This window comes from Microbacterium sp. SLBN-111 (assembly GCF_049739645.1).
Taxonomy (GTDB): Bacteria; Actinomycetota; Actinomycetes; order Actinomycetales; family Microbacteriaceae; genus Microbacterium.
Window position 1 is genome coordinate 684,452 of the sequence record NZ_JBMGQH010000001.1, and the last position, 24,049, is coordinate 708,500.

Genomic DNA, 24,049 nt, shown 5'->3' on the forward strand with positions numbered 1-24,049 from the left:
CATGACCGACACCTCTGCCGCCGGATCCCGCACCGAAATCGCCATCGCCCACGACTATCTCACTCAGCGCGGTGGCGCGGAGAAGGTCGTCCTGGCTCTGCAGCGGGCGTTCCCCGAGTCGCCGATCTACACGACGCTCTACCAGCCGGACACGACGTACCCCGAGTTCGCGGCATCCACGATCATCACCTCCCCCCTGAACAAGGTCCCTCTCCTGCGCCGATCGCATCGCCTCGCACTGCCGTTCCTGGCGTGGGCGGCGGGACGAACCCGTGTCGACGCGCGGCATACGATCGTCAGTTCCAGCGGCTGGGCCCACGGGTTCCCCACGACCGGCTCCAAGATCGTCTACTGCTACTCCCCCGCCCGATGGCTCTATCAGCGGGATGCCTACCTCGGCACCTCGAAGCTCACCCCCACCGGGGTGGCGTTGCGCCTCCTCGCCCCCTTCTTGAAGCGATGGGACCGCCGCGCCTCGAAGACGGCGACGAAGTACTTCGCCATCTCGACCGTGGTCCAGGGTCGGATCAAGGAGACATACGGGATCGACTCCGAGGTGTTGCCCGCGCCGCACTCGGTCGACATGTCCGTTCCGCAGGAACCCGTCGACCTCGGCCCTCTCGACCCGGAACACGGGTTCTATCTGTGCATCTCCCGCCTGCTGCCGTACAAGAACGTCGACGTGGTCATCGAGGCGTTCAACTCTCTGGGGCTTCCGCTGGTCGTCGTGGGGGCAGGGCCGGAGGAGCGCCGTTTGAGCGGCCTCGCCGGCGCGAACGTCGTCATGGTCAAGAACCTCACCGACGGGCAGATCCAGTGGCTCTATGGGCGCTGCACTGCGGTGGTGTCATCGAGCTACGAAGACTTCGGCCTCACCCCCATCGAGGGGGCCACCCACGGCAAGCCGTCGATCGTCCTCCGCTGGGGAGGATTCCTCGACACGATCCTCGAAGACCGCACGGGCGTTTACTTCGATGAGCCGACGCCGGCGGCCTTGGCGGCAGCCGTGACGAAGTCGATCGACGTGGATTGGGACGAGGCGACGATCCGTGGTCACGCCGACCTCTTCACCGAAGCGCACTTCGCGCGGAGGCTCCGCGAGGAGATCGCCCGGTTGGACGCCGACTCGGGCCGCGGCGGCGCAGGTGCGGCACCGTGACGCCTCCTCCCTCCACGCCCTTGCGAGTCGTGTTCGCCGACCACTCGGACGAACCCGGCGGCGCGGAGTTCGCGTTGATCCGACTCCTCTCGGTGGCCCAGGATTGGGTCCCGGCCGTAGCGCTTCCGTCGTCGTCCGCCGATCCGGGGGCGGGCGTCTTCGCGGGCGGCCTGCCCGCGAGCGTCCCCGTCATCCGCAGCGGGCCGGGACACGCTGCACGACGCGAGGGCGGCACGGGTCTCGGCGCCAACCTGCGTCTCGCGGTGAGAATCGTCCGGTCGTCCGTGGCTCTGGCGCGGCTGCGCGCGGTGCGCGACGCTGACGTGCTCGTCGCCAATACGACACGCGCGAGCGTCTATGTGGCTCTGGCCGCGCTGATCACTCGGAAGCCATTCGTCGTCCACATTCGCGACCTCATCTCGGCCGATGCGATCGGCTCGGCCGCAACGATGCTCATGCGCCGTCTGGTCCTCCCCCGGGCCGCCGGCGTCATCGCCAACTCGCAGGCGTCCCTCGACACGGTGTCCGGGGACCTTCGGACGCAGAACGTCCGCGTCATCCCGAGTCCGGCCGGCCTCGCCCCGGTCGACGCCGACTCGATGGATGCCACCGGCCCGGTGCGGCGGATCGGCATGATCGCCCGTATCGATCCGTGGAAGGGACAGGAGATGCTGCTGCGTGCCTTCGCCGAGGCGTGCCCCGACGGCGACGAAGTCCTGGTCTTCCACGGTGCGCCGGCTTTCGGGCACGACGAGTTCGCCGCCGACCTCCGACGCATCGCGAGCGAGCTCGGCGTCGCCGACCGGGTCGACTTCGCCGGTCACACCTCCGATGTGCCGTCCGCCATCTCCGCACTCGACGTCTGCGTCCAGGCGTCGATGCGCGCGGAGCCTCTCGGACAGAACGTGCTGCAGTACCTGAGCGCGGGCAAGCCCACCGTGGTATCCGGCGAAGGCGGACCGGTCGAGTGGGTGACGCACGGAGAGAACGGCCTCGTCTTCACCCCCCGCGATCAGTCCTCGCTGGCCGACGCTCTCCGCGAGATCGTCGCCGACGGCGCCCTCCGGCAGACACTCGCCCGCCAGGCCGCCCGGACCCCCGGCCTTCTCACCGACGCCCAGGTCAGCGACCAGGTGCACGAGGTCGTCGCAACGGCGGCCCGGCGATGAGCGCCCGTCTCTGCTTCGTCGCCGCTCCGCTGATCGCACGCAGCGGTGTCTACAACTCCACCATCGAGCTCGTGACAGCAGCGCGAGCCCGGGGATTGGATTGGACCGCGGTGATCGGCGTCTCCCACAACGCCGGAGGCACCGCGTCGACGTCCGCGGGTGTGCGGGAGTTCGAGATCGAGCCGTCCGGCATCGGCGGCGTCCGCGATCTCTCCCGCCACCTGCGCACCCTCCCGGAGTTCTCCGACGCCGATCTGATCGTCACCATGGTTCCGCAGAGCGACATGGCTTTGGCTCTGACCCGTCGTCCGTGGGTCGCGTATCTGCGCGGCCTCCCCTGGCCCGCGGCCGGGGAGAGTTCGCGGGTGAAGACCACCCTGTGGCGCGCCATCGAACGGCTGGCGCTGCGCCGTGCGCGCGAGGTGTGGGCCACCACTCGAGTCCTCGCGGCCGAAACCGGCGGCGATGTCGACCGCCTCGTCCCGCCCGGTCTCGTACCTCCCCAGCAGACCGAGCGCGAGCCGGGCTCGCGTGCCCGCGACATCGTGTGGGCGGCGCGGTTCTCCGAGGACAAGAATCCATCGCTCTTCCTCGACGCTCTCACGGGCGTCGACGCGCGAGGTGCGATGTACGGGACGGGCCCGCTCGAGGAACGGGTTCGCGAGCGCGCGCCGTCCAACGTGGACGTGCGCGGGTGGCGCGCCCGCGAGGAGATCTGGCAGAGCGCGCGGGCGTACGTGGGCACGTCGAGCCGTGAGGCGTTCGGGCGCAGCGCGGTCGAGGCGGCGATGCTCGGCATCCCCGTCGTGCTCTCCGACGTCTTCGGATGCGCGGACATGCTCTACACCGATCCCTCCCTCCGACAGGCTCTCGTCCTGGACACCTCGGACGTCGGCCGCTGGCGCGAAGCGATCGCTCGCCTCACATCCGACGACGAGTTCCATGCCCGAGTCAGCGCCCACCTGCGAGAGAACGCGTCCCTCCTCACCATCGACTCCGCCGTGGACAACGTCGTCGCTGCCAGCAACCACGTCCTCCTCGGCCGCCTCGACGCGCGCCCCCCATCCTGAGCCCCCCGCTGACTGGAGACCCCCGAATGGCACGCCCCTCTGATCGCCCCGTCGGTAGACAGACGGGTACGCGCGCGCAACCGGGAGTCACCACCGGGCGTGCCGCCATGGCATCCACGTCGTCTTTCCGCGGGGACATCCAGGGACTGCGCGCGCGATCGCGGTCGGTGCCGTCGTGCTCTATCACGCCGGTGTGCCGTTCCTGCCCGGCGGGTACGTCGGCGTCGATATCTTCTTCGTCATCAGCGGTTTCCTCATCACCTCCCACCTGCTGGGTGGTCTGGCCCGCACCGGCCGCGTACCGTTCGCGAGCTTCTACGCGAAGCGCGCGCGCCGAATCCTCCCGGCCTCGCTCCTCGTGGTCGTGCTCTCCGTCCTGGCTGCTCTGATCTGGTTCCCCCCGCTGCTGATGGAAGAAGTCTGGCGTGGGGCCGTGGCGACGGCGCTCTACGTTCCGAATCTTCTCTTCGCCGCCAACGGCACCAACTATCTCGCCGAGACGACGCCTTCGGTGTTCCAGCACTACTGGTCGCTCGGCATCGAAGAGCAGTTCTATTTGATCTGGCCCCTCCTGCTCGCCCTGGGGTGGAAACATCTCCGTTCTCGCCGTGCCCTCGGCGTCGCACTCGCGGTGATCGTCGCCCTGTCCTTCCTGGCTTGTGTCGTTCTCACGTTCCGCCTGCAGCCGTGGGCGTTCTTCTCGCTGCCGACGAGAGCGTGGGAATTGGGGGCGGGTGGGATCGTCGCCTTCGCCCTGCACCATCGCGCCCAGGTCCTCGGGCCACGCTCGGCGGCGATCCTGGGCTGGGCGGGACTGCTCGGGCTCCTCTCCACCGTCGTGCTGTTCACCTCCTCGACGCCCTTTCCCGGCTACTGGGCAGCTCTGCCGGTCATCACGACCGCCCTGGTGATCCTGGCTGGAGCGACGCCCACCCGCTATGGACCGTCGGCGCTGCTTTCGCTCCGCGGAATGGCGTTCGTCGGCGCCATCTCCTACTCGCTGTACCTGGTGCACTGGCCCGCGCTGGTGATCCCGCAGGCTGCCGTCGGTTACGCGCACCCGTTGCCGCTGTGGATCACGCTGCTCATCGCCGCGGCGTGCGTGCCGATCGCCTGGGCCCTGTACAGGTACGTCGAAAACCCCGCACGGAGCTGGCGCGTGCTGGTGGATGCACGACCGCGCCGGACCCTTCTCGCTGCGCTCGCGGGCTCGCTCGCCGCGATCCTCGTCGCGACGGGCGCATCAGTGGCAGCGGACAGCCGCGACCTGTTCACCCCGCGGACGGCCGCGGCGTCGGCTCTGACCACGCCACCCGCTTTCACTTCGTTCGTGCCCGCGAACCTGCGTCCCGCCCTTCGGGACGCGTCATCGGACCAACCCCGGATCTACGCGGACGGATGCCACAGATCCTTCGCGGACACCGCCCCCGCTGATTGCGTGTACGGCGATCGTTCGGCGCCGCGGGTCGTCCTCTTCGGCGACTCCCACGCGGCCCAATGGTTCCCCGCTCTGATGGGGTGGGCGGACCAGAACGGATACGCGGTGGAAGTTCACACGAAGAGTTCGTGCCCGTCGATCGACGCCACCGTCTTCCGCGACGGCGTCCCGTACACGGAGTGCTCGACCTGGCGTGACGCGGTGATCGACAGGATCGACCGGGAGAGCCCGGCACTCGTGCTGATCGCGAACTTCGGCACGGCCAATCTCAACCTCCCGGCGAATCGCGGTTACGCAGATGCCTGGGCGGCGGCGCTGTCCTCCACCCTGACCCGCATCTCCGCCCCGACCGCGGTCATCGCCGATACCCCGGATCTCGGGCAGACACCGTCCATCTGTCTCTCGGCCCGATTGGACGACACCGCGGCGTGCGGACTTCCGCGCACGGAGGCCGTTCGAGCCGATGTCCGCCGGGCGGAGGCCGAAGCGGCGGATGCGAACGGAAGCCCGGTGATCGACCTGACCGACTACCTGTGCTCCGACGTGTGCAACCCCGTCATCGGCGACACGCTCGTGTACCGGGACGCCCACCACCTGACGGCGACGTTCAGCGCCGAACTGGCCGGCCCCCTGGGAGCGGCGCTCGCGCGCGTGATGACGCCGCCTGCCGGTCCCTGATCGGTACGCACTCCTGCCCCACGGCCCTCCGCCCCGACCCGCCCGTCGGCGGGTCGCGCAGCGCGCAGACCCTCCGGGTCCGAGGATGCCGTGGGAGGGAGGGTGGCCCGACCCGTCCGGCAGGAGGGCCACCCGCGGAGGACGACGCTGTCAGCCCGACACGTTCTCCTGGATGGTCAGCTTCGGCCCCGTCGCGACGCCCGCTTCCCGCGAGTCGAACCGTGTCAACAGCACGTCGGTCATCGTGTCGACGGTTCCGCCGAGCGCGATCGAGATGCGCTTGCCGCCGGAGAGGCCGCGCACGTACGACGTGAGGTCGATCTCCCTCACAGCGACATCCCGGGTGACGGTGAAGGAGGCGATACGCGCGCCCAAGGGCGGACGCGTCGCATACGTCGTGGTCGACTCCGACCAGGGCCCGGCGACCTCGTAGATGTCCACGCGCGTCTCGGTACGCGTCGGGTCGTCGATCAGACTGCCCGAGAGCGACAGCGTCGCCGACTGGACCGACGCGGGTGTGATCGCACTCAGGTCGAACGTCAGGTACGCGTGACGCACCCCCGTCCCATCCGACGCCGATCGCGGGCCCTGCGGTTTCACATCGAGGCGGGTCTTGTCGCCGAAGGTCGTCGTCGCGGTGGTCCCTCCCTGCACGAAGGTGTCCCCGTCGGATCGGATGACGGACAGGCCCGGCTGGAAGACCGTGACCGTGTTGACCCACGAGCGCGAGAGCGGTCCCTGAGTCACGGTCGTGGTCACTTTCGCGGTGCCCAGCGACGCACCGGTCAGCCGCCCGTCGGCCTCCACTCTGACAACGGCGGGGGTGTCGCTGGTGTGCGTCACCGTGACGGTCGACACGGCTGCTCCGGTGAGATCGGTCGCAGACACATCCACTCCGAGCGTCTGGCCGATCGGGATCGTGGAAGGCACCGTCACCTTCGCGTCGACGAACAGGCGATCGGGAAGCGCCGCCGGGGGCGCACCCGGCGAGAGGATCTGGACTTCGCGCAGGATGGCCTGCCAGGTGGACGACGTCGAAACGAGCTGCACACGAACGTATTTCGCCGTCCGAGACCACTTGAGGGTGTGATCCGCCTGCCCCGCCCCGCCGGCGTACGTGAAGGTCCCGTCGTCGTTCCATGACTTGCCGTCGAGCGACGTGAGGATCTTGAACGTCACCTTCCTGCTGGCATCCGGACTCCAGTCGGCGCGCAGCGTCTTCACGAGGCTCGGCGCGGCGAGGGTCCAGGTGACCGTTGCTCCGGCGCCTCCCGCCCATCCGGTCGACGGGGCTGCGTCGTACGTGGCGCCCGCCGTCCCTCGAATCGTGCCGGTAGCCGCTGCGCTCCCGATCGCTGCCGCGGCCGGCGCCAGAACGATCTCGATGCGGGGCGGGGTCGCCGACTCGGAACTGCCGAAGCGAGCCATGAGCGCGGTGTTGTCGGGGGCCGTACCGCCGAGTGCGAGGTCGAAGGATGCCAAGTCGGTCCGGCTGCTCGCTTTGAGGACGCTGGTGAGGTCGAGCCGGGAATCAGCGACCTGCCGCGTGACCACGGTGCTCCCCACCGGGGCCCCGAACGCGGGTCGAGTGGCGTAGGTGACCTGCGTGCCGGTCCACGCACCGTTCACCCGATACGCGTCGACGCGGACGGCGTCGCCGGCGGAGCCGTCCGCAATCGTGCCGTTCAGCACGAGGACGGCGCTCGCGATGCGTGCGGGATCGATCGTCGACAGATCGAATCGGAGAAGGGCCGTACGCACGCGTGTACCGTCGGCCGGCGTCGCCGGGATCGTCGGCTTCACGTCGAGACGGTCCGCCGTTCCGAAATTCCTCGTCGCACTCGTTCCGCCTTCGACGAACGTGTCCTCACTGGGTCGGATCGACAGCGACTCGGATGCCGTGACGGTGAGCGCGCGTGACGGCGAGGCGAACTCCCACGATCCGATCCGCGCGTACCCACCGAGCGTCGTCGCGCCCGGCGCGATCCCCGCGGCACCCTTGTTCTCGATCTGTGCCACGCCGGTGTTCGCCGAGACGATCTCGACCTGTCCGCCGACGGCCGATCCGCTGAGCGTGACGCCGATCGGTGTCCACTCCCCGACGGCGACCGAAGCGGGAGACGCGTTGAGCGAAACCCCTCCGGACGGAGGCGTGAGGTTCGCGGGGGCCGGGGTGTCCCGGAAACCGTAGATCGCGACCTCACGGATGGTCGACGTGCGATCGCCGTTCGGGTCGCCGGAGACCTCGATGCGCACTTTGGACGTACGTGAGGACGTATCGAACCGCTGCGAGGACCATCCGGACGCCGTCCGGTAGCTGCCCGAGGCGATCGCGGACCATCCGTCGCCCGCCGGAACCAGGATTCGATAGTCGATACGTCGAGAGCTGTTCGCCGTCCAGAGGATGTCCAGTCGGTGCAGGTCGATCTCGCCTCGGAACGACAGTTCGATGTATTGCACCCCGGATGCTGCCCAGCCGGTCGACTCGTTGCCGTCCGACACCGCCGCCGTGCTCCCCCGGAGAGTCGCCGAGGCCACGGCCGAGGCGACGGACGTCAGGTCCGGCAGAACGGTGACGAGGACGCCGGTCGACGCGTCGGGTCCGATGATGAAGGAACCCGGCTGCAGAGAGCTGGGCGTCACAGGGAGTGCAGCCCCAGAGGCATCTCGGGCCGCGATGACGGGGTCGGGGACGGCCGGATCACGGTGGACCGAATACGACCGGCGGGTCGGGTCGAAGCCCACGACGGCTTCGCCATCGACGGTCAGACCGGACAGCCGGATGGCGGTTTCCGCCGACGCACCCCAGACGCCGAGGCCCGTGACCTCGGATGCCAAGGGCCTCGGTTCGGCGGCAGGCGGGAGTAGCGTCATCGTCACGGCGATCGTCTGGGCAGAGCCGCCCGAAACATCGACGACGATCTTCGTCACGCCCTGGTTGACGTCCTGCGCGGGTGACGGGGACACCGGCGACGGCGTGGCCGACGTCGCCCGGAATCGCGATCCGGAGGCGGCGGAGAGCTCGAGCTGCAGACGCTTGCCGCCCTTGTACAGAATCGCGGATCGACCGTCCTGCGCGATCTCCACCGCGGCGGACGTGTGCAGGCCCCACCTCGTGGTGATCCCTCCGGGCATGGAGATCTCGTCCTGGAGAACCACCTGCATCGCCGTCGGGACGACTCGGATTCCGCGGCGCCACGTGCCCGCGTTCATCCCCTGCGACGCGCTGAGATCCGCGACCGCATAGGAGCCGAGACTGCTGGTTCCCGACCCCAGCAGCGAGCCTCCCGGAGCATCGCGGTAGTCCGCGGTGGTGTCACGATCGAGTTGCAGGGTGTTGTGTCCCTCGAGACGGTTCCGATAGTAGGTCCAGCGGGCCGAGACCGCCTCCCCATTTCCCCGCGCTTCGTAGCTGGCCCGGTCGAGCCCGAGCTCATCGGCCCAGACCACGCCCCCTACGGAGACCATGACATCGCCGGCATCCACCTGTCGGTGTCCCACGGACGGATCCCCGCCGTAGTGGAGGGCTGCGAAGGGCGCGCTCGGGTCCACGGAATCGCCGCGCAGCGTCACGACGCCGACGCCGGAGTAGTCCGCGACCCGTGGCCGGGACTGCTCCTCCGCCGAGAGCGGGGCGACCGCGGTGTCGCGCCAGATCAGTCGTTGAGCCGCACGGCGACTGGTGTCCATCGAGGCGGAAAGCGCCTCCAGCGACGTGTCCCCGGTCAATCGGGCGAGCCCGGAGAAGCCCATGGCGGGATAGATGGTCGTCTCGCTGTCCGAGAAGGTGTAGAAGTCTCCCGAGGGGCTCATCAGGTCTCTGATGAATGTCCCGCTCTTGGCGAATCCGCCGATGGTCTCCAGCCCCTGAGTGGAGCCCGTGGCCGTCTTCAGGGCATTGATGAACGTGGTCGCGTAATCGGTCGCATACTCCCAGTACATCGGGCCCTCGGCGTAGCTGCCGTCCGGGAGATAACCCGTGAGTCCGGTCTTGATGGACTCCACCGCGTAGTCGAGCACCCGGCGGGCGTCACCGCTGGTGTCCTCGGACAGGACGGCCAGACTGGCGAGGCCGAGTCCACTGTTCCCCACGACATTGCGATTGTTCGTCTCGGTGACCCAGGAACCGGACGTCCCGCCCGGGGACTGGTAGTACGCGAGGGTGGGTCGAAGGGCCTTGTCGAGCATCGCGGTGCGCAGCGCCGACCGACGAGCCTCGGTCCAGTAGCTGTACCCCCAGTCATAGGCGATGGCGAAAGCATTCGAGATCTCGGCGACTTGGAGAATGTTGTCCGGCGCCCAGTCAGGGAAGTTCCTGGCGGCGTCCAGGTTCGCCCACAACCCCTCCATGTATTTGGAAGCCCCGGTGAGGCGCCACGCGAGGGAGAGACTGTACGCCCTGTCCACGAGGGCCTTGGCCGTCTTCAGCGACGCAGCGGGATCGCGCAAGTCGTACGAGACCACGGGTTGGGTCAGCTGGTAGTCCGCCGAGTTGAGGACGTTCTTCTGGAGTCGGCCGGAAACGGCGTCCGTGGTTGTCTGCGAGCGAACCGTGACGAAATCCGTCTCGCTCTGGACCAGGAGCCGAGGGTGACTCGCCCGGACGTCGATGGCCGTGAGGACCGCGGCGTGTGCGGGCGGAGTCGCCACGATGTGGCCGACGGAGACGGCCGCTGCGACCGCGAGAGACACCGTCGACAGGAAGAGTCGACGGCGATGAAATGACGCTAAGGCATTCATGCGAAATCCTGATTAGGGGGAATAGACGCGGATGCGTCTCAAATCAGTGACGTGCTGCGTATGACAGCTGACGCTTTGAGTATGGCGCCTGAGCGTGAAAATGCCAACGTCTTGCGTTCGCCGAAAGCGCACGACAGGACGTTAAGCGATACCGCTGTCCCCCATTCGGGGGACAGCTCAGAGCTGAGAAGGAGAGATTCTCAAATGCTTCCGCATCGGCAGGGAAAACTGCGCGAGAATGGGCTGGATACAGATTGCGAAGGCATCCGCGCCTCGATCAACGGCTGGCGCGAGGGCATGTTCCGACAGTTTCCCATACCCACGTTCACCGCTGGACCAGCCGGGCTGGTGCGCCGCCTCCCCTGCGAGGCGTCTCCGTCCGGGCAGAACCGCTAGCGCGGCTGCCTCGCTGAGCGCAGTCTTTCCTCGCGCCGCGAAACCGGCTTTGCGGGATCCGACTCGACCTGTCCCGGGCGGGGAGTGCGAGAGGTCAGGCGACGACCGAATCGGATCATCGGCTGCTCGACGCTCACGCGAAGCACCCATGCCACCGCGAAGGAGAGCACGATCATCGCAGCGAAACGCACACTCGCCAGAACGATCGACGATTGTCCGGCGGGAATCGCGCGATCGATGACATCGCCCACGAAAGGATGGAAGAGGTACACGCCGTAGGCCAGATTCCCGTAATACACGACGGGACGCAGGGAGAGCAGCTTCCGCTGGAAGCCGTCACCGATGAGAATCCCGGGCATGGCCAGCAGAGCGAACACCGCGAACGCCACGTGGGCGTAGTTCGACTGATCCTGGAACGGGAGATACCGGTTGAGGCCGAGCATGGCGATCATGGCAATGAAGGCGAGGCCTCCCACCCATCGCCCCGAGAGCGCGAAGGCGAAGGCGAAGGAGCGACGGGAGTGCATGGCGACCGCGAGGGCGCAGCCTCCGAGGATCGGGAAGTAGATCCCGAAATAGCCGGTCCACGGGACGTAACTCATGACGGCAGCGGCAGGCACCGCCACCGCCAGCACGGCACCGAGTCGATTGCGGATCGGCAGAAGACCGAACGCGAGCAGCGGCCAGATGATGTAGAACTTCTCCTCGATGCCGAGCGACCACGAGTGCGAGAACGTTCCCGACCCGGCGAACTCGCCATTGAAGGTGGCGAGCAGGGGAAGGCGTTCGAGGAAGTTCGACCCGCCCTCCCCCAGCCCGATCCCCAGAACGAGGACGATGGTCAGCGCGAGCGCCAGGAAATACAGCGGGAGGATGCGGAAGACCCGACGGATGTAGAAGTTCTTCAACGACACCCGGCCGTGCCGGTCTTCCTCGCGCAGAAGCAGCGTCGTGATGAGGAATCCACTGATTCCGAAGAAGATGGTGACGCCGAACCCTCCAGCGAAGAACGACCACACGGGATCGTGCATGTGGGAGGTCAGAACCAACAGAATGCTGAGTGCGCGCAGGCCGTCGAGACCGGGGAATCGTCGGGCGGCCCGGAAGGCTTCGTATTCCCTCTCGACCGGAGTCATCGCCAGCTCCGTCGAAGATGACACCGTGCGTCGCATGAAGTCCCCCAGGGTTTGGCGTCGGCTCTGTGGGCGTGAGTTGCGATCAAAGCCCCACCTCGGATAGTACCGGGGTCGATCAGTGGCGCATTTTCGTCGCTCACCCTCGCACCCCCCGCTTGCAACGAGAACGTCTCATGACGGTCGCCGGCCTTCCGCTGAACTATGCGGGAAACCGCAGGAACGTCAGATCGCCATTGTGACCGCGGGGCCGCGAAAATCGGTCCGTCAGCCGATCCGATATCACGAAGATTTTTCTTCGCGGAAACATTCATTCGCCGGGCCGTTCACCCGCGCTCGGTCGCCTCAGGCGCGACGAGCCTCGATCGCGCGACGGTACGTGTCGACATACGACGCGGCCAGCGCGCTCCAATCGAGCCGCGCGAGGTCCAGCCGACCGCGAATGGGCACGTCCATGGCCCGCCGGGAGACCTCGCGCAACGATGGTCCGTCCAAGGGCGGTTCGTAGAGGAATATCCAGTCGCCGCCGAACTGCTCCCGGTAGTACTCCGTCGCGGGAGTCCGCGGAACGACGACCGGACGCTCCATACTCAGCGCCATGATGAGCACGCCTGAGTTGTACAGGTCCGCATAGGGCAGGATCACGACCGACGAGTCGGCGATCTCCTGGTACAGCGCCCGATCGGGAACCGCCTCCAGTCGGATGCTCACCCCGCCCGTCGAGTCTTCGGCGGCTGTCTCCACCGCCTCCGCGAGTTCACGGGAGTGCGGTCGACCGACGACTCGAAGATCCACGCCCTCCCGGTCGAGCCCCGACGAGACGAAGGCCCTCACGAGAGCCGGCACATTCTTGTACTCACGGATGAATCCGAAATACAGAACACGAGTCCCGCGGGGCTCGGTGCGGACCTCATCGGGAATGAGGGACCGGTAGTGACCGTGCGGGATGATGTCGGCGGGAGCCGACAGGGGCACCTCCACGGCAGGATTCAAGACGACATACCGGTCGACTCGCCGCTCCAACCGCGAGAGCTCCCGGGCCGCTTCGGCGCCCGGGTCCTCGTGGGTCGCGAGATTGTGGATGGTCCACACGATGGCCGTGCGTCGCCAGCGAAGGACCTGCATCCAGGCCCGGAACCGGAGCCGCTTCGCAGCAGCGACCGCCCCGGACCGACCGACGAAGAACTTCTCGGGCCACTGGAAGTGCACTACATCCCATCGCCGGAGGAATGCCGCCCGCCAAGAGAAGTATGACGAGTCGGTCTCGTCCGAGACCGCGTCGATCAGCAAGGACGCGAACGGGTTGCCCTGGTCGGAGGGCGGATAGACCGTGTGGAGGACGCGGATCACGACTGCGCCCCGGTCGCGCGGAAGATATCGGCTGGAAACGCCGCCCGAAGCGGCTCGCTCGACCAGGATGCCAGCGCGTCCTCGTCTCGATGCGCTGAGGTCGTCACGTGAGTGAGCGCGCCATCGAAGGACTCGAACATGGGGAGATCCTCGCGCCCGGTGCCACGCGCGTAGTCCTCGTATTTGAAGGCGCTCTCGGCAGACGGCTTGACGAGGGCGACCGGGACGCCGAGGAGCTCGGCGAAGACCAGTGCGTGCAGCGAGGAGGTCACGACGACCTCGCTGGCCGCGATCTGCTCGAGGACGTGCGCCAGCGGTCGGCGAGGCGACACCACGGGCACGGGCGCCCCCGCACCGAGATCGTTGAGGTTGGGGATGTACGTCACGGCCCGGGAGACCCGTCGAATCGGCTGGGGGAAGCCGAGTTCGAACAACAGCAGCGCGGGATCTCCGTACACGGCGGGAACGTCCTTCCCCGTACGCTCCGCGATCCATTCTCGAGTCAGCGGACCGCGCACCGCGCGAACGTCGAGCTCCCGCCATCCATGGCGATCTGCACCGATCTTGCCGTTGACGCCGCTTCCCCAGACCACGTCCCCATCGGCGGCGAAGTGCAGAACGGATCCGACGGAGAACAACCGTCTGGGCTCACCCGAACTCGACTGTTCCGACAGGCCGAGCCGCGAGCGCATCAACTCGACGACGATGGGCCCGACGAGATCGCCGAAGTTGTTCTTGCGGGGACCCACGCGGAATCTCCGCAGCAGAGGCACCGGGAGTGCGGTGCGCGGATTCCACGAGAACGCTTCTACCCGGTCGGTCATCGAAAGCTCCTTCGAACCACGTGGACGATTTCCTTCGCGTCCCGCGCGACCGGCTTCACGATCGCGGCCACGACGAGGTAGAAGAGGGCGCCGATGCCCACTCCGATGAGAATGCGCGCGATGTGCAAGAGATCGTGGAACAGGAAGAAGTCGAAGCTCCACACGACCGCCGCCATGAGCACGTTGACTGCGATCCCGCGGAGTCCGGTGCGCACGATCCGCCCCACGTCGAGACCGGTTCGCCGCATGGGGAACAGCGAGAGGACGACCCAGTTCAGCGCGAGGCTGCTCGCCACCGCGACAGCCACGCCGAGCGGCCCGAAGAACGCGCCCGCGATGATGAGCGCGATCATGAGGCCACGAGTGACGAGGGAGAACCTCAGCTGCAGCCCCGTGAGACCGCACGCGAGGAAGGACCAGTAGTAGACGTAGCCCATCACCTGGAACACCCCGCCCAGGGCCAGGATGGCGAAGATGCCCGCCGCCGAGGTCCACTGCGGACCCAACGCGAGCTCAATGACCGGTGACGCCAGCGCCGCGCCGAGACAGAACGCGGCACCGAGGACGTAGGTCATCCCGAGCTGGGCCTTGATCACGTACCGGCTCATCACCGCACGATCGGATTGCTGTCGCGACAGGATCGGCAGAGCCACCCGCGTCAACGGGGCCGCGATCTGCTGGACCGGGATCTTGAAGAGTTGGTACGCCCGGTCGTAGAGCCCGAGCGCATCCGGGCCGGAGGTACGACCCAATGCGACCGAGTCGACGTTGCCACTGACGTAGGACAACGCCTGCACACCGAAGGAGTTCGCGGCGAATGTCAGGAGGGAACGCATCGGCGCACGATGGGGCAGCAGGGGGCGCCACCGGGAGAGGACCGATGTCAAGACGAAGAGCGTCGCTGCAGCGGCGAGTTGCTGACCCACCAGGGACCAATAGCCGGCGCCGTTGATGGCGAGGAGCAGCGCGAGTCCGAGTCCTGCCGCCTGCGCCGAGATATCGATGAGGGCGAGCTTGCCGAAGCTCAGTGCGCGCGTGAGATGCGCGGTGAACTGGGAGGTGAGCGCCGAGAGGACGAACCCGATCGCCATCACCCGGACGACGGTCGCGAGACCCTCCACACGATAGAACGCTTCGATGAGCGGCGCGGCGAAGAAGAAGCCGAGGTAGAGGACGGCACCCACGCTCGTGCTGATCCAGAACAGATTGGATCGTTGTTCCGCCGAGATCTTCTCGGCCTGGACTGCGGCGTTCGACAGGCCGAAATCGCCCAGAAGAGCGGCGAGGCCGGTGACCGCGAGCACCATGGCGAACAGCCCGAAGTCCTGCGGCGAGAGCAGTCGCGCGAGAACGACCGTGGACGTCAACTGCAGGGCGAACTTGACCGCCTGGCCACCGAGTGTGACCCGGGCACCTCGTGCCGCGCGGCCCCCGTCAGACATCGACGCTGCCGCCGTGTTGACGGTGAGGCAGTTCGGTGTCGATCATTTCGCGACTCCCCGCGCTATCGCGAGCGGTTCGCCGAGTGCTGCGGCCTCGCGCTCGCGCGAGGTGATGCTCTCCAGCGTCACACCTGCCCGCGACGATGAGAGGAAACCGACCGTGAACATCCACAGGCTGACGACCAGGACCGAGATCATGCCCCAGCCGGTGAGGAGCACGACGCCGAGTCCCGGAATCGAGTAGACGAGGACGCGCGGGGTGTACAGGTACTCGCTCGAGCGGCCGAACCGGAGCAGGCCCCACACGAGCAGCCCGAACAGCGGAAGGAAGAAGAGAATGGCCAGCAGGAGCCCCAGCTCGGCGGTCATGAGGAGGAGCGCGTTATGCACGGGGTAGCCGGAGGCGGTTGCGGCGTCGGTCTGCCCCACGACCGCGATGTACGAATTCGGACCCGTCCCGACCAGGAAGTCGTTGCTGAGCTGTCGCCACGCGGCCGCGAGCAGGAGGGGTCGGAGGCCCCCCTCAGCGTCGTCCTGGAAACGCTCGAGCACGAGCGGCGCAAAGACGACCGCGGCACCCGCCAGGACCACGGCTCCGCCGATGCGGGTGCCGATTCGGGCGCGGCCGGGGAACGTGAGCACCCAGGCGGCCAGGAGGATGGCCATGGCGATCAGGTTCGCCCGGCTGACCGTGAGACCACCCAGGAGCGCCGCGAGGGCAACGCACAGAAAGGCCAGTCGCGACACCCGCCTGGTGGCCGCCGATGTGAACGGCAACGACAGCAGCATCAGGACGAACGCCACCTTGGAGAGGTTCGCGGGATGCCCGATCGTGCCCGAGACACGCCCGACGGTCTGCTCGAGTGTTCGGTCGGAGTTGACCAGACCCGTGGGGAGGCTGACCCCGGCGAGCTGGAGTGCGGACACACCCAATTGCACGATGAGCACGAACAGAATCAGGGTGAGGAAGAAGAGAGCGAATTTCTCCTTCGTGAAAGCCTCGCGTCCGATCGCCCATCCGACGCCGAACGCGATCACCGAGCCCACGAGCATGAAGTAGCCCGACCATTGCGGGACGGTGCCTCCCCAGCTGATGAACATCCCCGCCGTGAGAAGGACGACGAACACCACCAGAGGAATGGGCACCTTGATCCTGCCGCCGCCCAGCAAGATGATGATCGCGGCGATCACGAAGGCGATGACCTGCGTCTGAACACCGAGCGACGCGGTCGACACGTCGTACGGCGTGGACTCCGGCGAGCGGACGAGGGTCAGAACGGTTCGCGGGAAGATGGCCGCCCCGAGCAGGATCACGACGACGGCGTTTGCCGCGTAACCGTACTTCCGGCCGAGAGCGATCGCGACCAGAGGCCCCAGTACCAGAGCCAATATCAGCGCGACGACGGCGACCAAGTCACTCCACTTTGGAATCAGGGCGAGGGCTATGGAATGCGCGCTATTGCACGCGGTTCGCAAATCACCCGCGGCTTTGCATCTGCCGGAAACCATACCAGTTGTCGTTCACCCCTCGAGTGCGGGTGGGAGGGACCGGGTCGGCAGCGCCTCTTCTCGACTACGCCCTTACGCATGCTCGCTTGCGGTTTCCGTAGGCTGGCGTAATGACAGCGCGATCGCGACGAGCGAGCACCGCGGACGGACAGGCCACGGCGGATGCGTTCGTGGAGGTTCCGCAACGCGCCGCGGTGTCGTTGCTCGCGCCCGTGGTCCAGGCGTTCGCCGACCGGCACGGCATCCGGATCCTCGGCATCAAGGGCCAGGCACTCGCCCTCCAAGGTCTTCGAACCGCCCGCTCGACCGGCGACGTCGACATGCTGGTCGACCCGTCTCGCTTCGACGAGTTGTGCGCTCTCCTCCGCCATCACCGCTGGCGCGACCGCGACGGCAAGATCCTCGTCCCCCTCCCCCCGGAGGGATCGGCGAGCGTCCCCCACGCGCGGACGCTCGAGCATCCGCACTGGCCCACCCATTTGGACTTGCATCGCTACTACCCCGGATTCCTCGGGCCGGCTCAGGAGACGTTCGAGTTTCTCTGGGACGCACGGGATCGCGTCGGAGACGGCACGCTCAGTCTCGAGGTGCCGGCGCGGATCGACCATTGGCTGCTCGCGGCCCTCCATGCCATCAGGTCCGGAGACGAGCGGCAGATGACGGATCTCCGAGAGCGCGCACAGGCCGAGTTCGCCGGAAGGATGAGCACCGTCCTCGAGCGCGGGATCGAGCTCCGTGCGTTCGAACCCCTCCGCGGCCAGTTCCTGCTGCTCGGGGAACAGGGACCCGCCCCCGCGAACGTCGAACCACCGCTCTTGACCGCGTGGAACCGACGTCTGCGGGATTCGCGTGCCGACGATGATGCCTTCGTGGAGCAACTGCTCGACGCTCGCGGACGCGTCCGTATGGCTCTGCTGCTCCGCCAGATCTTCCCGCCTCCCAGGTCGGCACGGGCCTTCCACGCCGTTGCTCCGGGACCGCTCGGTCTCCTGGCGTTCTACGCGCGACGGCTGCTCTCCGGACCCCGCTACGGCGTGCAATACGCACGAATCGTCGGACGGAGGTGGGTTTCGTGATCGGCCCCGCGGACCCTCGGCTCGGTCTGTCGTCGAATGTCGTCTGGACCGAGCTGGACGGTGTGGTCTTCGTCGCGAATGCCGCGGCCCCTGAGCCCTTCGTCGTGCGGGCGCTCGAAGGCACCGCCGCGACGATCTGGCAGCTGCTTCAGGATGGCCCGACGGAACAGATACTCATCTCACGAATCGCGAGCGAATACGGCGTCGATGCCATCGATGTCACCGCGGAGGTACGTCGATTTCTCGGTGAGCTTCGCGTCAGCGGTCTCCTAGCCGACGACAGGTGACGGGCGGTTCAGCCGCGCAGTTCGCGACGGCTGCGTCGACCAGCCTCGACCTGGACGTCTGCCGGAGGCGCGATCGTGGCCGTCGCGTTCGCCGTCGGCTCCGGGCTCGTGCTCGTCCGCCGCGGACCGGGCTGGGGTTCGGGCTGAGGCGCCGAGGCGTAAGCGCCGGTGTAGCTGTAGTCGTAGTATCCCTTGCCCCGCCCGCGGACCGGCACACGGTTGATCACCACTCCGAGACAGCGTCCACCCGCGCGCTGGAGGGCTTGAAGCGCCTTCTGAAGCGTCTCCAGCGTCGTCTTGCCGACACTTCCGACGATGATGGCACCGTCCGCGCTGTGAGTCAGCACGGCGGCATCGGTGACAGGAAGCAGTGGCGGGGCATCGATGATGACGGTCGCATTCTCCGCCAGGTGGGCCAGGAGCTTCTGCATCCGGGAGGAGCCGAGGACCTCCGAAGGGTTGGGCGGAAGCGTTCCCGCGCCCAGAACGAGGAGTTTGCCCGCGGTTCCGACGGGCTGAGCCACGTCCTCGAACTCGGCGCGTCCGGCGAGCACGTCGGTCAGGCCCACCCCCTCGACGAGCGCGAAGATCGACGCCACCATCGGCCGCCGAAGGTCTCCGTCGATCAGAATCACACGCTGACCGTTCGCAGCCAGAGTGATCGCGAGGTTCGCGCTCGTCGTGGACTTGCCGTCGCCGGGGAGCGGGCTCGTCACGACGATGACGCGCGGCGGCCTGTCGACATCCATGAACTGGATGTTCGTCCGCAGCTCGCGCATCGCCTCGGCTACACGGAAGTACTTCGCCCGGTCCCCTGACGCAACACCGTCCAGCGGGATGAGTCGATGCGATGTCGTGAACGACTTCTCGATCGGAATCGAGCCGACGACGACCTGTCCGGTCTCCTTCTCGATGGTCTCCGCGGAGCGGATCCGACGATCGAACATGTAGCGGATCGCGGCCACGGCGGAGCCCAGCACGAGACCGACCACCGCGCCCAACGCCAGCGCCATCCGGAGGTTGGGGGAACTGGGCGACTGCGGCAGCTGTGCGGAGTCTCCCGGGACGAGCTTGACCACGGCGTTCCCGCCGTTCTGAGTCTCCAGTTTCTCGACCTCGGTCGCCATCGCGCGCACCCATGCCTGCGCGATGTCCCGTGCACCCTCAGGGGTGCTCGCAGACGCGCGCACGACCAGGTTGACCGTGTCGACAGGGTTCGAAATGGAAATGGAGCGCACGAGGCTCTCGGGTTGGACGTTGAGTCCGAGATCATCGATCACTCGACTCGCCACCGATCGCCACGTCCCCACGTCGATGTAGGACTTGACCTTGGACTTGGCCAGGTTGTCCGCGATCAGGGCGGAGCCCGTGTCGGAACCGGAGCCCGTCGAGGCCGAGACGAAGCCTCCGGCGTCGGCCGTGTAAACCGGCTTCTGAAGACTGACCCATCCGGCCGCCGCGAGTACGCCGAGGATGATCCCGAGAAGGATCATCCACCAACCGGTCCGGGCGATGCGCCAGTATGTTCGCAGTTCCACAGGTTGTTCATCCCCCCGATCGGGAGCCCTGGTTTCCCGACGCTGCATTACCGCTGGGCACAAATCGATGAAGGCTCACTGAGATTCTAGACGACGTCATTTCCCTCCATCTTCACGGGTGATCTATTGACGCCCGGAAGACAATTCGGTCATTTTTGCGACACGTTTCTCTCCAATTCGCGCCAACCGTGCGCTCCGGCGGACTCCCCGGCCCCCCCGATCCGCATCGTCCCGGCGTGCGCACGGGCACCTCTGCGAGGAGACGAGAATGCGCGTGATTAGGATGATCGCTCAGACGTCTGTCCGATCAGGTCCTCCCCGGAGGGCCGGGCCGGGCGTACAGGCAGGAGCAAGATGAGATCGCTGTCCGAGGCCCCTTCGACCTCCGTGCTCGCCGATGTCGACGCTCTCGGTGTCCACGTGGCCATCCGCATGCGCGACGATGCGCAATCCTGCGCCGCGGATCGTGCACGGTCCGCGTGGCGCGACGCCGCCTCTTCGTCGCCCGGGGCCGAAACGCGCACGGTCGAGATCTCGCTGTCCGCCCGTGACGATCTCCCCCGTGCACTGTCCGACCTCTCCACTCGCGTCACCTTGGAGGCCTTGGACGCACTGCGGGGTTCGCGGTTGCTGCTGCATGCCGCCGGGATCGCCGCCCCCGACGGTCGCGTGCTGGCGTTCGTGGGCCCCTCCGGTCGGGGGAAGACCACCGCTGCGAGACATCTGGGGACGCGCTTCGGCTATGTCAGCGACGAGAGCGTCGCCGTGGACGAGGAACTGACGGTGTGGCCGTACCGCAAGCCGCTCTCGGTGATCGTGGACGGCACGCCCGTCAAGGAACAGATCGCCCCGAGCGACCTCGGGCTCCTCCCCCTTCCCTCCGCTCCGCTGCGACTGGTGGGCATCACCCTCTTGGAGCGTGATCCCGATGCGGACGAGCCACGCGCCACCGCGGTCGACCTCATCGACGCCATCTGCGAGATGACCCCGCAGATCAGCTACCTGCCCGAACTCCCCTCGCCACTGCAATACGTCGCCCGGATCGTCGACCGGCTGGGCGCGGTCACGCGTGTGATCTACCGGGACGCCACCGAGCTCCCCGCCCTCGTGGACGACATGTTCGCCGCGACTCCGCCCGTCCGCCAGAACTGGTCGACCCCGCCCGCGGCCGTCGCAAACGGATCATGGCACTGTGCGGCGGTGGAGGACGCCATCCTGGTCGAGGGCCGCGCATGCATTCTGCGCGACGGCGTCGTCACGGCCCTCGATCACCGCGGATGCCTCGTATGGACGATGTGTCTCGAGGGCGCGACGCTGCCGGAGATCACCACCGCAGCGATCGCGGCCTTCGGTGAGCCGGACGGTTGGGATGCCGAGGCCCTGATCGACCAGACCATCGACGAGCTCGTCCGTCACGGGCTCGTCGAGCGGGCATGACGGCCACGGCGCCGCCGGCATCCCGGCCGACCCGCTGGCGGCGGATCCGTCGCTCACCGCTGACCCACCTCGTGCTCGCCGTGGTTCTGCTCGCGCTCGTGCAGGCATTCGTGATCAAACCGTTCCAGGTCCCGTCGGAGTCCATGTCGCCCACACTCCAAACCGGTGACCGCCTGCTCGCGAGCCGCATCGCCTACGCCGTCTCGGATCCCGGCGTAGGCGATGTCTCGGTGTTCGCCCGGCCCGAGAGCTGGGGACCCCGTCCCGAGCGCGGCGTGCTGCGTACCGCGGTCGGCTGGGTGGGTGACATCGTCGGATTCGGGCCGAGCAACCAGGACGCCTTGGTCAAGCGGATCATCGGTGTTCCGGGGTCGACAGTCCGGTGCTGTTCGACCGAGGGGCACGTCGAGGTCGACGGGCAGAGCCTCGACGAGGACTACGTCGTGCACGACCTGCCGTTCACCCCCGGGGTGAGCGACTGCACGACGACGCCACAGTCCCCCCGCTGCTTCGGTCCGGTGACGGTACCCGACGGGGAATACCTCGTTCTGGGCGACAATCGCGCGAATTCCGCCGATTCGGTGATCGGCTGCCGCGGAACCCTCCCGACGACGGCAGAGTGTGCGCGTTTCGTTCCGCGCGCGGACATCATCGGAAAAGTCGTCACGGTCGTCTGGCCGTTCGACCGCGCGCGCATCTTCACGGACGGCGGCTGAACCCGCCCGAGGCTGCGGCCACGGCGGCCGTCACCGTGCCGCCGAGAAAGGCGCCTCACACGTACGTCGGAGGCGGCCGACGGCACTCGCGGCTCTTGCCGCCAGCGACTCAGCTCGTCGGAGCGAAAAGCGCGTCGCACGACGCGTCGATGCTGACAGCGGTGTCCGAAGCGGTGGGCGTATGACGCAACTGCAGCGGACCCAGCGGACCGTCGGGGAGGTGCACCGTGTACGACACCGTGCGGCTGGCGTCCTTGGCGAGCGTGACCATCCGGCTCTCACCGACGTTGCCGTCCTCGCTGCCGCTCCGCGATAGCCGGGGAATGTCACCGTCCGACGGGTCGATGGCCGTGATGGTGGCCCCGGGTGGGGCGAAGAAGAGAGTGTCGAGCATCATCGTGGTGCGCGGCAGTCCCCAATTCCCGTTGCGAGCGCCGAGCGTGTACGCGTTCGTGATGTCGTCGGTGATGCCGTTGTGCATGTCCATGGCGATCGTGATGGTTCGCGCACCGGCATCGCACGTCGCCCGGACCGCGGTCGTGAGGTGATACTCCAGCTTGCCGACCGAATAGTCGTTGAGATAGATGCCCAGCTGCGTAGCCGTCGAGTTGTCCGCATGCAGTCCGCCGTCGAGGCCGATTTCGTCGATGAGCGACTGCGTCTGCTCATCGGCGAACCACATGTTGATGCGCTGCTCCTTCGCGCTTCGCGTCAACTGGTCGAACATCGCGAGCGGGTTCCACTGACCACTCGTCAATCGGGAGAACACGGAGGACGACACCTGGGCGAAGAACTGATCGGACGAACGTCCGTTGTCTCCGAGGTCGCCGAAGCGCTGATACGCGTCGCTCAGGACCAGCTTGACCGCGTTCTCGGACGTGATCTGCTCACCGTCGGGCAACGTCACCGGCCCGAGGACTTCGAGCATGTGCGCCAGAACGACCGGGTCGACGGAGAAGACCCCGTCGAACCGCGTGCCGTCGGCGCGGTTCCACAGCGCCTGGAAGAGGTTCGCCGTCGTGGGAAAGTCCGGCGTGAAGGTGTAGTCCTGCGAATAGCGCGTGAACGTATCCGGGTAGAGCGACAGCGTCGACTCGGGGAGGTCGACATACGACCTGCCCGCGAGACCATCGGCGTAGAACGCCATCGAATCGGACTGCTCCTTCAGCTGCATCCGACCGTTGTCGACGACCAGCACGCTCGAGGCCGCCGGGTTGCCGCCGGTCGCCCGGATCTCGGCGTTGTTCTGGAAGAGCACGAGGTACGTGCGCGATCCATCCGCGCCCGCCGCGTTCAGCAGAGACGGCAGGTACTTCTGAACCAGAGCCAGCGACGGAGCCGCCTCATCGACGATCTGCGCGACCTTGTCGAGGGGGTCCGTGATGATCGGCAGCAGACCCGTCCTGTCGATGCTGTCGGTCACGGTCTTGGCATCCGTGAACGCCGCGGTGATCTCGGGAAGAGCGCTCTGCGCCTGCCGGAACGGCTCGAGGTTGATGCCGCCGCCCTCGACGGCGAGGGACGAGAAATCGGAGGCCGTGAGCAGCGCCACGGTCGGGGGCAGAGCCCGCTGAGTCAGGTCCCGCGTCAGGCCCGTGAGTCGTTGGACGGCCGCGGTGTTCTCCTTCACCAGCGGTACCGACGAAGCGAGATCCCACAGTGGCCCGGACGATCCCGCGTCTGCCTTCTCGGTGAGATCGAGAATCTCCCCGGAGACCTGGTTGAGGCCGTTGATGTCGCCGTTGGCGACGATCTGCGGCACGAACGACAGTTTCGTCTGGGCGGCCAGGAGGTCTCCCCGAACACCGCCGGCCTGCTGCGCGAACGCGAGGAAGAGCACCGCCGCACCCATGACGGCGAAACCGAGAACTCCCACGGTCCATGCGACGATCGTCGCCGCCCTCCGGGGGGATCGCCGCTCGGACTCCGCTTTCTGCCTTCGAGAGCGGCGGCCGTCCACGGATGCGTCACCGTCTCGGGATGTGGTCACCCGAGGCATCCTATTCGCCGATCCTGAGCACTGATAATCATCGCGACATTCGACAGTCGGGCCGTGTTCAGCCCGATTTCACCGGGCAATCGATCTT

The 24,049-nt window shown here is 67.3% G+C and carries 16 protein-coding genes; 8 read left to right on the plus strand and 8 right to left on the minus strand.

Going from position 1 to position 24,049, the window contains the following annotated elements; genetic code table 11:
• The first annotated feature begins 1 nt into the window (after nt 1).
• The 4 genes from RKD05_RS03320 to RKD05_RS03335 all read left to right on the plus strand — a co-directional run bounded on the left by RKD05_RS03320 (nt 2) and on the right by RKD05_RS03335 (nt 5,514).
• Complete coding sequence (locus RKD05_RS03320; RefSeq protein WP_424707994.1) at nt 2-1,159, plus strand: glycosyltransferase; 1,158 nt, start codon at nt 2-4, stop codon at nt 1,157-1,159.
• Nucleotides 1,156-2,328 (plus strand): glycosyltransferase family 4 protein, encoded by a 1,173-nt coding sequence (locus RKD05_RS03325; RefSeq protein WP_424707995.1) that lies wholly within the window; start codon nt 1,156-1,158, stop codon nt 2,326-2,328. Before RKD05_RS03320 ends, RKD05_RS03325 begins: the two co-directional genes overlap by 4 nt.
• The gene (locus RKD05_RS03330; protein WP_424707996.1) at nt 2,325-3,398 is read left to right on the plus strand and encodes a glycosyltransferase family 4 protein; all 1,074 of its coding nucleotides are present in this window, start codon (nt 2,325-2,327) and stop codon (nt 3,396-3,398) included. The genes RKD05_RS03325 and RKD05_RS03330 overlap by 4 nt, the downstream gene beginning before the upstream one ends.
• Before the next feature lie 175 nt (nt 3,399-3,573).
• A complete protein-coding gene (locus RKD05_RS03335; RefSeq protein WP_424707997.1) occupies nt 3,574-5,514 on the plus strand; it encodes an acyltransferase family protein in 1,941 nt (646 codons plus the stop codon).
• Between the two features lie 150 nt (nt 5,515-5,664).
• On the opposite strand, the gene RKD05_RS03340 is transcribed toward RKD05_RS03335, so the two are convergent.
• The 6 genes from RKD05_RS03340 to RKD05_RS03365 form a co-directional block, all read right to left on the minus strand.
• The gene (locus tag RKD05_RS03340) at nt 5,665-10,254 is read right to left on the minus strand and encodes a DUF7594 domain-containing protein (protein ID WP_424707999.1); all 4,590 of its coding nucleotides are present in this window, start codon (nt 10,252-10,254) and stop codon (nt 5,665-5,667) included.
• Nucleotides 10,255-10,646: 392 nt separating this feature from the next.
• Entirely contained in the window at nt 10,647-11,786 is a 1,140-nt protein-coding gene (locus RKD05_RS03345) for an acyltransferase family protein (protein WP_424708001.1), read from the minus strand.
• A 342-nt stretch (nt 11,787-12,128) separates the two neighbouring features.
• Entirely contained in the window at nt 12,129-13,133 is a 1,005-nt protein-coding gene (locus RKD05_RS03350; RefSeq protein ID WP_424708002.1) for a glycosyltransferase, read from the minus strand.
• Nucleotides 13,130-13,957 carry a polysaccharide pyruvyl transferase family protein gene (locus tag RKD05_RS03355; protein WP_424708003.1) on the minus strand — a complete coding sequence of 276 codons (828 nt, stop codon included), beginning with the start codon at nt 13,955-13,957 and terminating at the stop codon, nt 13,130-13,132. The genes RKD05_RS03350 and RKD05_RS03355 overlap by 4 nt, the downstream gene beginning before the upstream one ends.
• Entirely contained in the window at nt 13,954-15,399 is a 1,446-nt protein-coding gene (locus RKD05_RS03360) for a lipopolysaccharide biosynthesis protein (RefSeq protein ID WP_424708004.1), read from the minus strand. The genes RKD05_RS03355 and RKD05_RS03360 overlap by 4 nt, the downstream gene beginning before the upstream one ends.
• Before the next feature lie 42 nt (nt 15,400-15,441).
• Nucleotides 15,442-16,812, minus strand: a complete 1,371-nt coding sequence (locus RKD05_RS03365) for a hypothetical protein (RefSeq protein WP_424708005.1) — start codon at nt 16,810-16,812, stop codon at nt 15,442-15,444.
• Nucleotides 16,813-17,018: 206 nt separating this feature from the next.
• On the opposite strand from RKD05_RS03365, the gene RKD05_RS03370 reads away from it, so the two are divergent.
• Nucleotides 17,019-17,984, plus strand: coding sequence for a nucleotidyltransferase family protein (locus RKD05_RS03370; protein WP_424708006.1), 966 nt, complete (start codon nt 17,019-17,021; stop codon nt 17,982-17,984).
• Complete coding sequence (locus RKD05_RS03375; protein ID WP_424708007.1) at nt 17,981-18,271, plus strand: PqqD family protein; 291 nt, start codon at nt 17,981-17,983, stop codon at nt 18,269-18,271. Before RKD05_RS03370 ends, RKD05_RS03375 begins: the two co-directional genes overlap by 4 nt.
• 8 nt (nt 18,272-18,279) lie before the next feature.
• Here the strand turns inward: RKD05_RS03375 and RKD05_RS03380 are convergent, their stop codons facing one another.
• Entirely contained in the window at nt 18,280-19,809 is a 1,530-nt protein-coding gene (locus RKD05_RS03380; protein WP_424708009.1) for a polysaccharide biosynthesis tyrosine autokinase, read from the minus strand.
• 354 nt (nt 19,810-20,163) lie between these two features.
• Between RKD05_RS03380 and RKD05_RS03385 the strand changes: the two genes are divergently transcribed.
• Together RKD05_RS03385 and lepB are read left to right on the plus strand one after the other, a co-directional pair.
• On the plus strand, nt 20,164-21,246 hold the full coding sequence (locus RKD05_RS03385; protein ID WP_424708010.1) for a hypothetical protein: 1,083 nt from the start codon (nt 20,164-20,166) through the stop codon (nt 21,244-21,246).
• Nucleotides 21,243-21,962 carry a signal peptidase I gene (lepB, locus tag RKD05_RS03390; protein WP_424708012.1) on the plus strand — a complete coding sequence of 240 codons (720 nt, stop codon included), beginning with the start codon at nt 21,243-21,245 and terminating at the stop codon, nt 21,960-21,962. The genes RKD05_RS03385 and lepB overlap by 4 nt, the downstream gene beginning before the upstream one ends.
• Nucleotides 21,963-22,071: 109 nt before the next feature.
• On the opposite strand, the gene RKD05_RS03395 is transcribed toward lepB, so the two are convergent.
• Nucleotides 22,072-23,952 (minus strand): DUF4012 domain-containing protein, encoded by a 1,881-nt coding sequence (locus RKD05_RS03395; protein ID WP_424708013.1) that lies wholly within the window; start codon nt 23,950-23,952, stop codon nt 22,072-22,074.
• Nucleotides 23,953-24,049: the final 97 nt, after the last annotated feature.

Excerpts from the sequence above, each read along its gene's own strand:
- RKD05_RS03385 (WP_424708010.1), top strand. The coding sequence starts at position 20,164 with ATGAGATCGCTGTCCGAGGCCCCTTCGACCTCCGTGCTCGCCGATGTC.
- lepB (WP_424708012.1), top strand. The coding sequence starts at position 21,243 with ATGACGGCCACGGCGCCGCCGGCATCCCGGCCGACCCGCTGGCGGCGG.
- RKD05_RS03320 (WP_424707994.1), top strand. The coding sequence starts at position 2 with ATGACCGACACCTCTGCCGCCGGATCCCGCACCGAAATCGCCATCGCC.
- RKD05_RS03360 (WP_424708004.1), bottom strand. The coding sequence starts at position 15,399 with ATGTCTGACGGGGGCCGCGCGGCACGAGGTGCCCGGGTCACACTCGGT.
- RKD05_RS03345 (WP_424708001.1), bottom strand. The coding sequence starts at position 11,786 with ATGACTCCGGTCGAGAGGGAATACGAAGCCTTCCGGGCCGCCCGACGA.
- RKD05_RS03355 (WP_424708003.1), bottom strand. The coding sequence starts at position 13,957 with ATGACCGACCGGGTAGAAGCGTTCTCGTGGAATCCGCGCACCGCACTC.
- RKD05_RS03370 (WP_424708006.1), top strand. The coding sequence starts at position 17,019 with ATGACAGCGCGATCGCGACGAGCGAGCACCGCGGACGGACAGGCCACG.
- RKD05_RS03340 (WP_424707999.1), bottom strand. The coding sequence starts at position 10,254 with ATGAATGCCTTAGCGTCATTTCATCGCCGTCGACTCTTCCTGTCGACG.
- RKD05_RS03330 (WP_424707996.1), top strand. The coding sequence starts at position 2,325 with ATGAGCGCCCGTCTCTGCTTCGTCGCCGCTCCGCTGATCGCACGCAGC.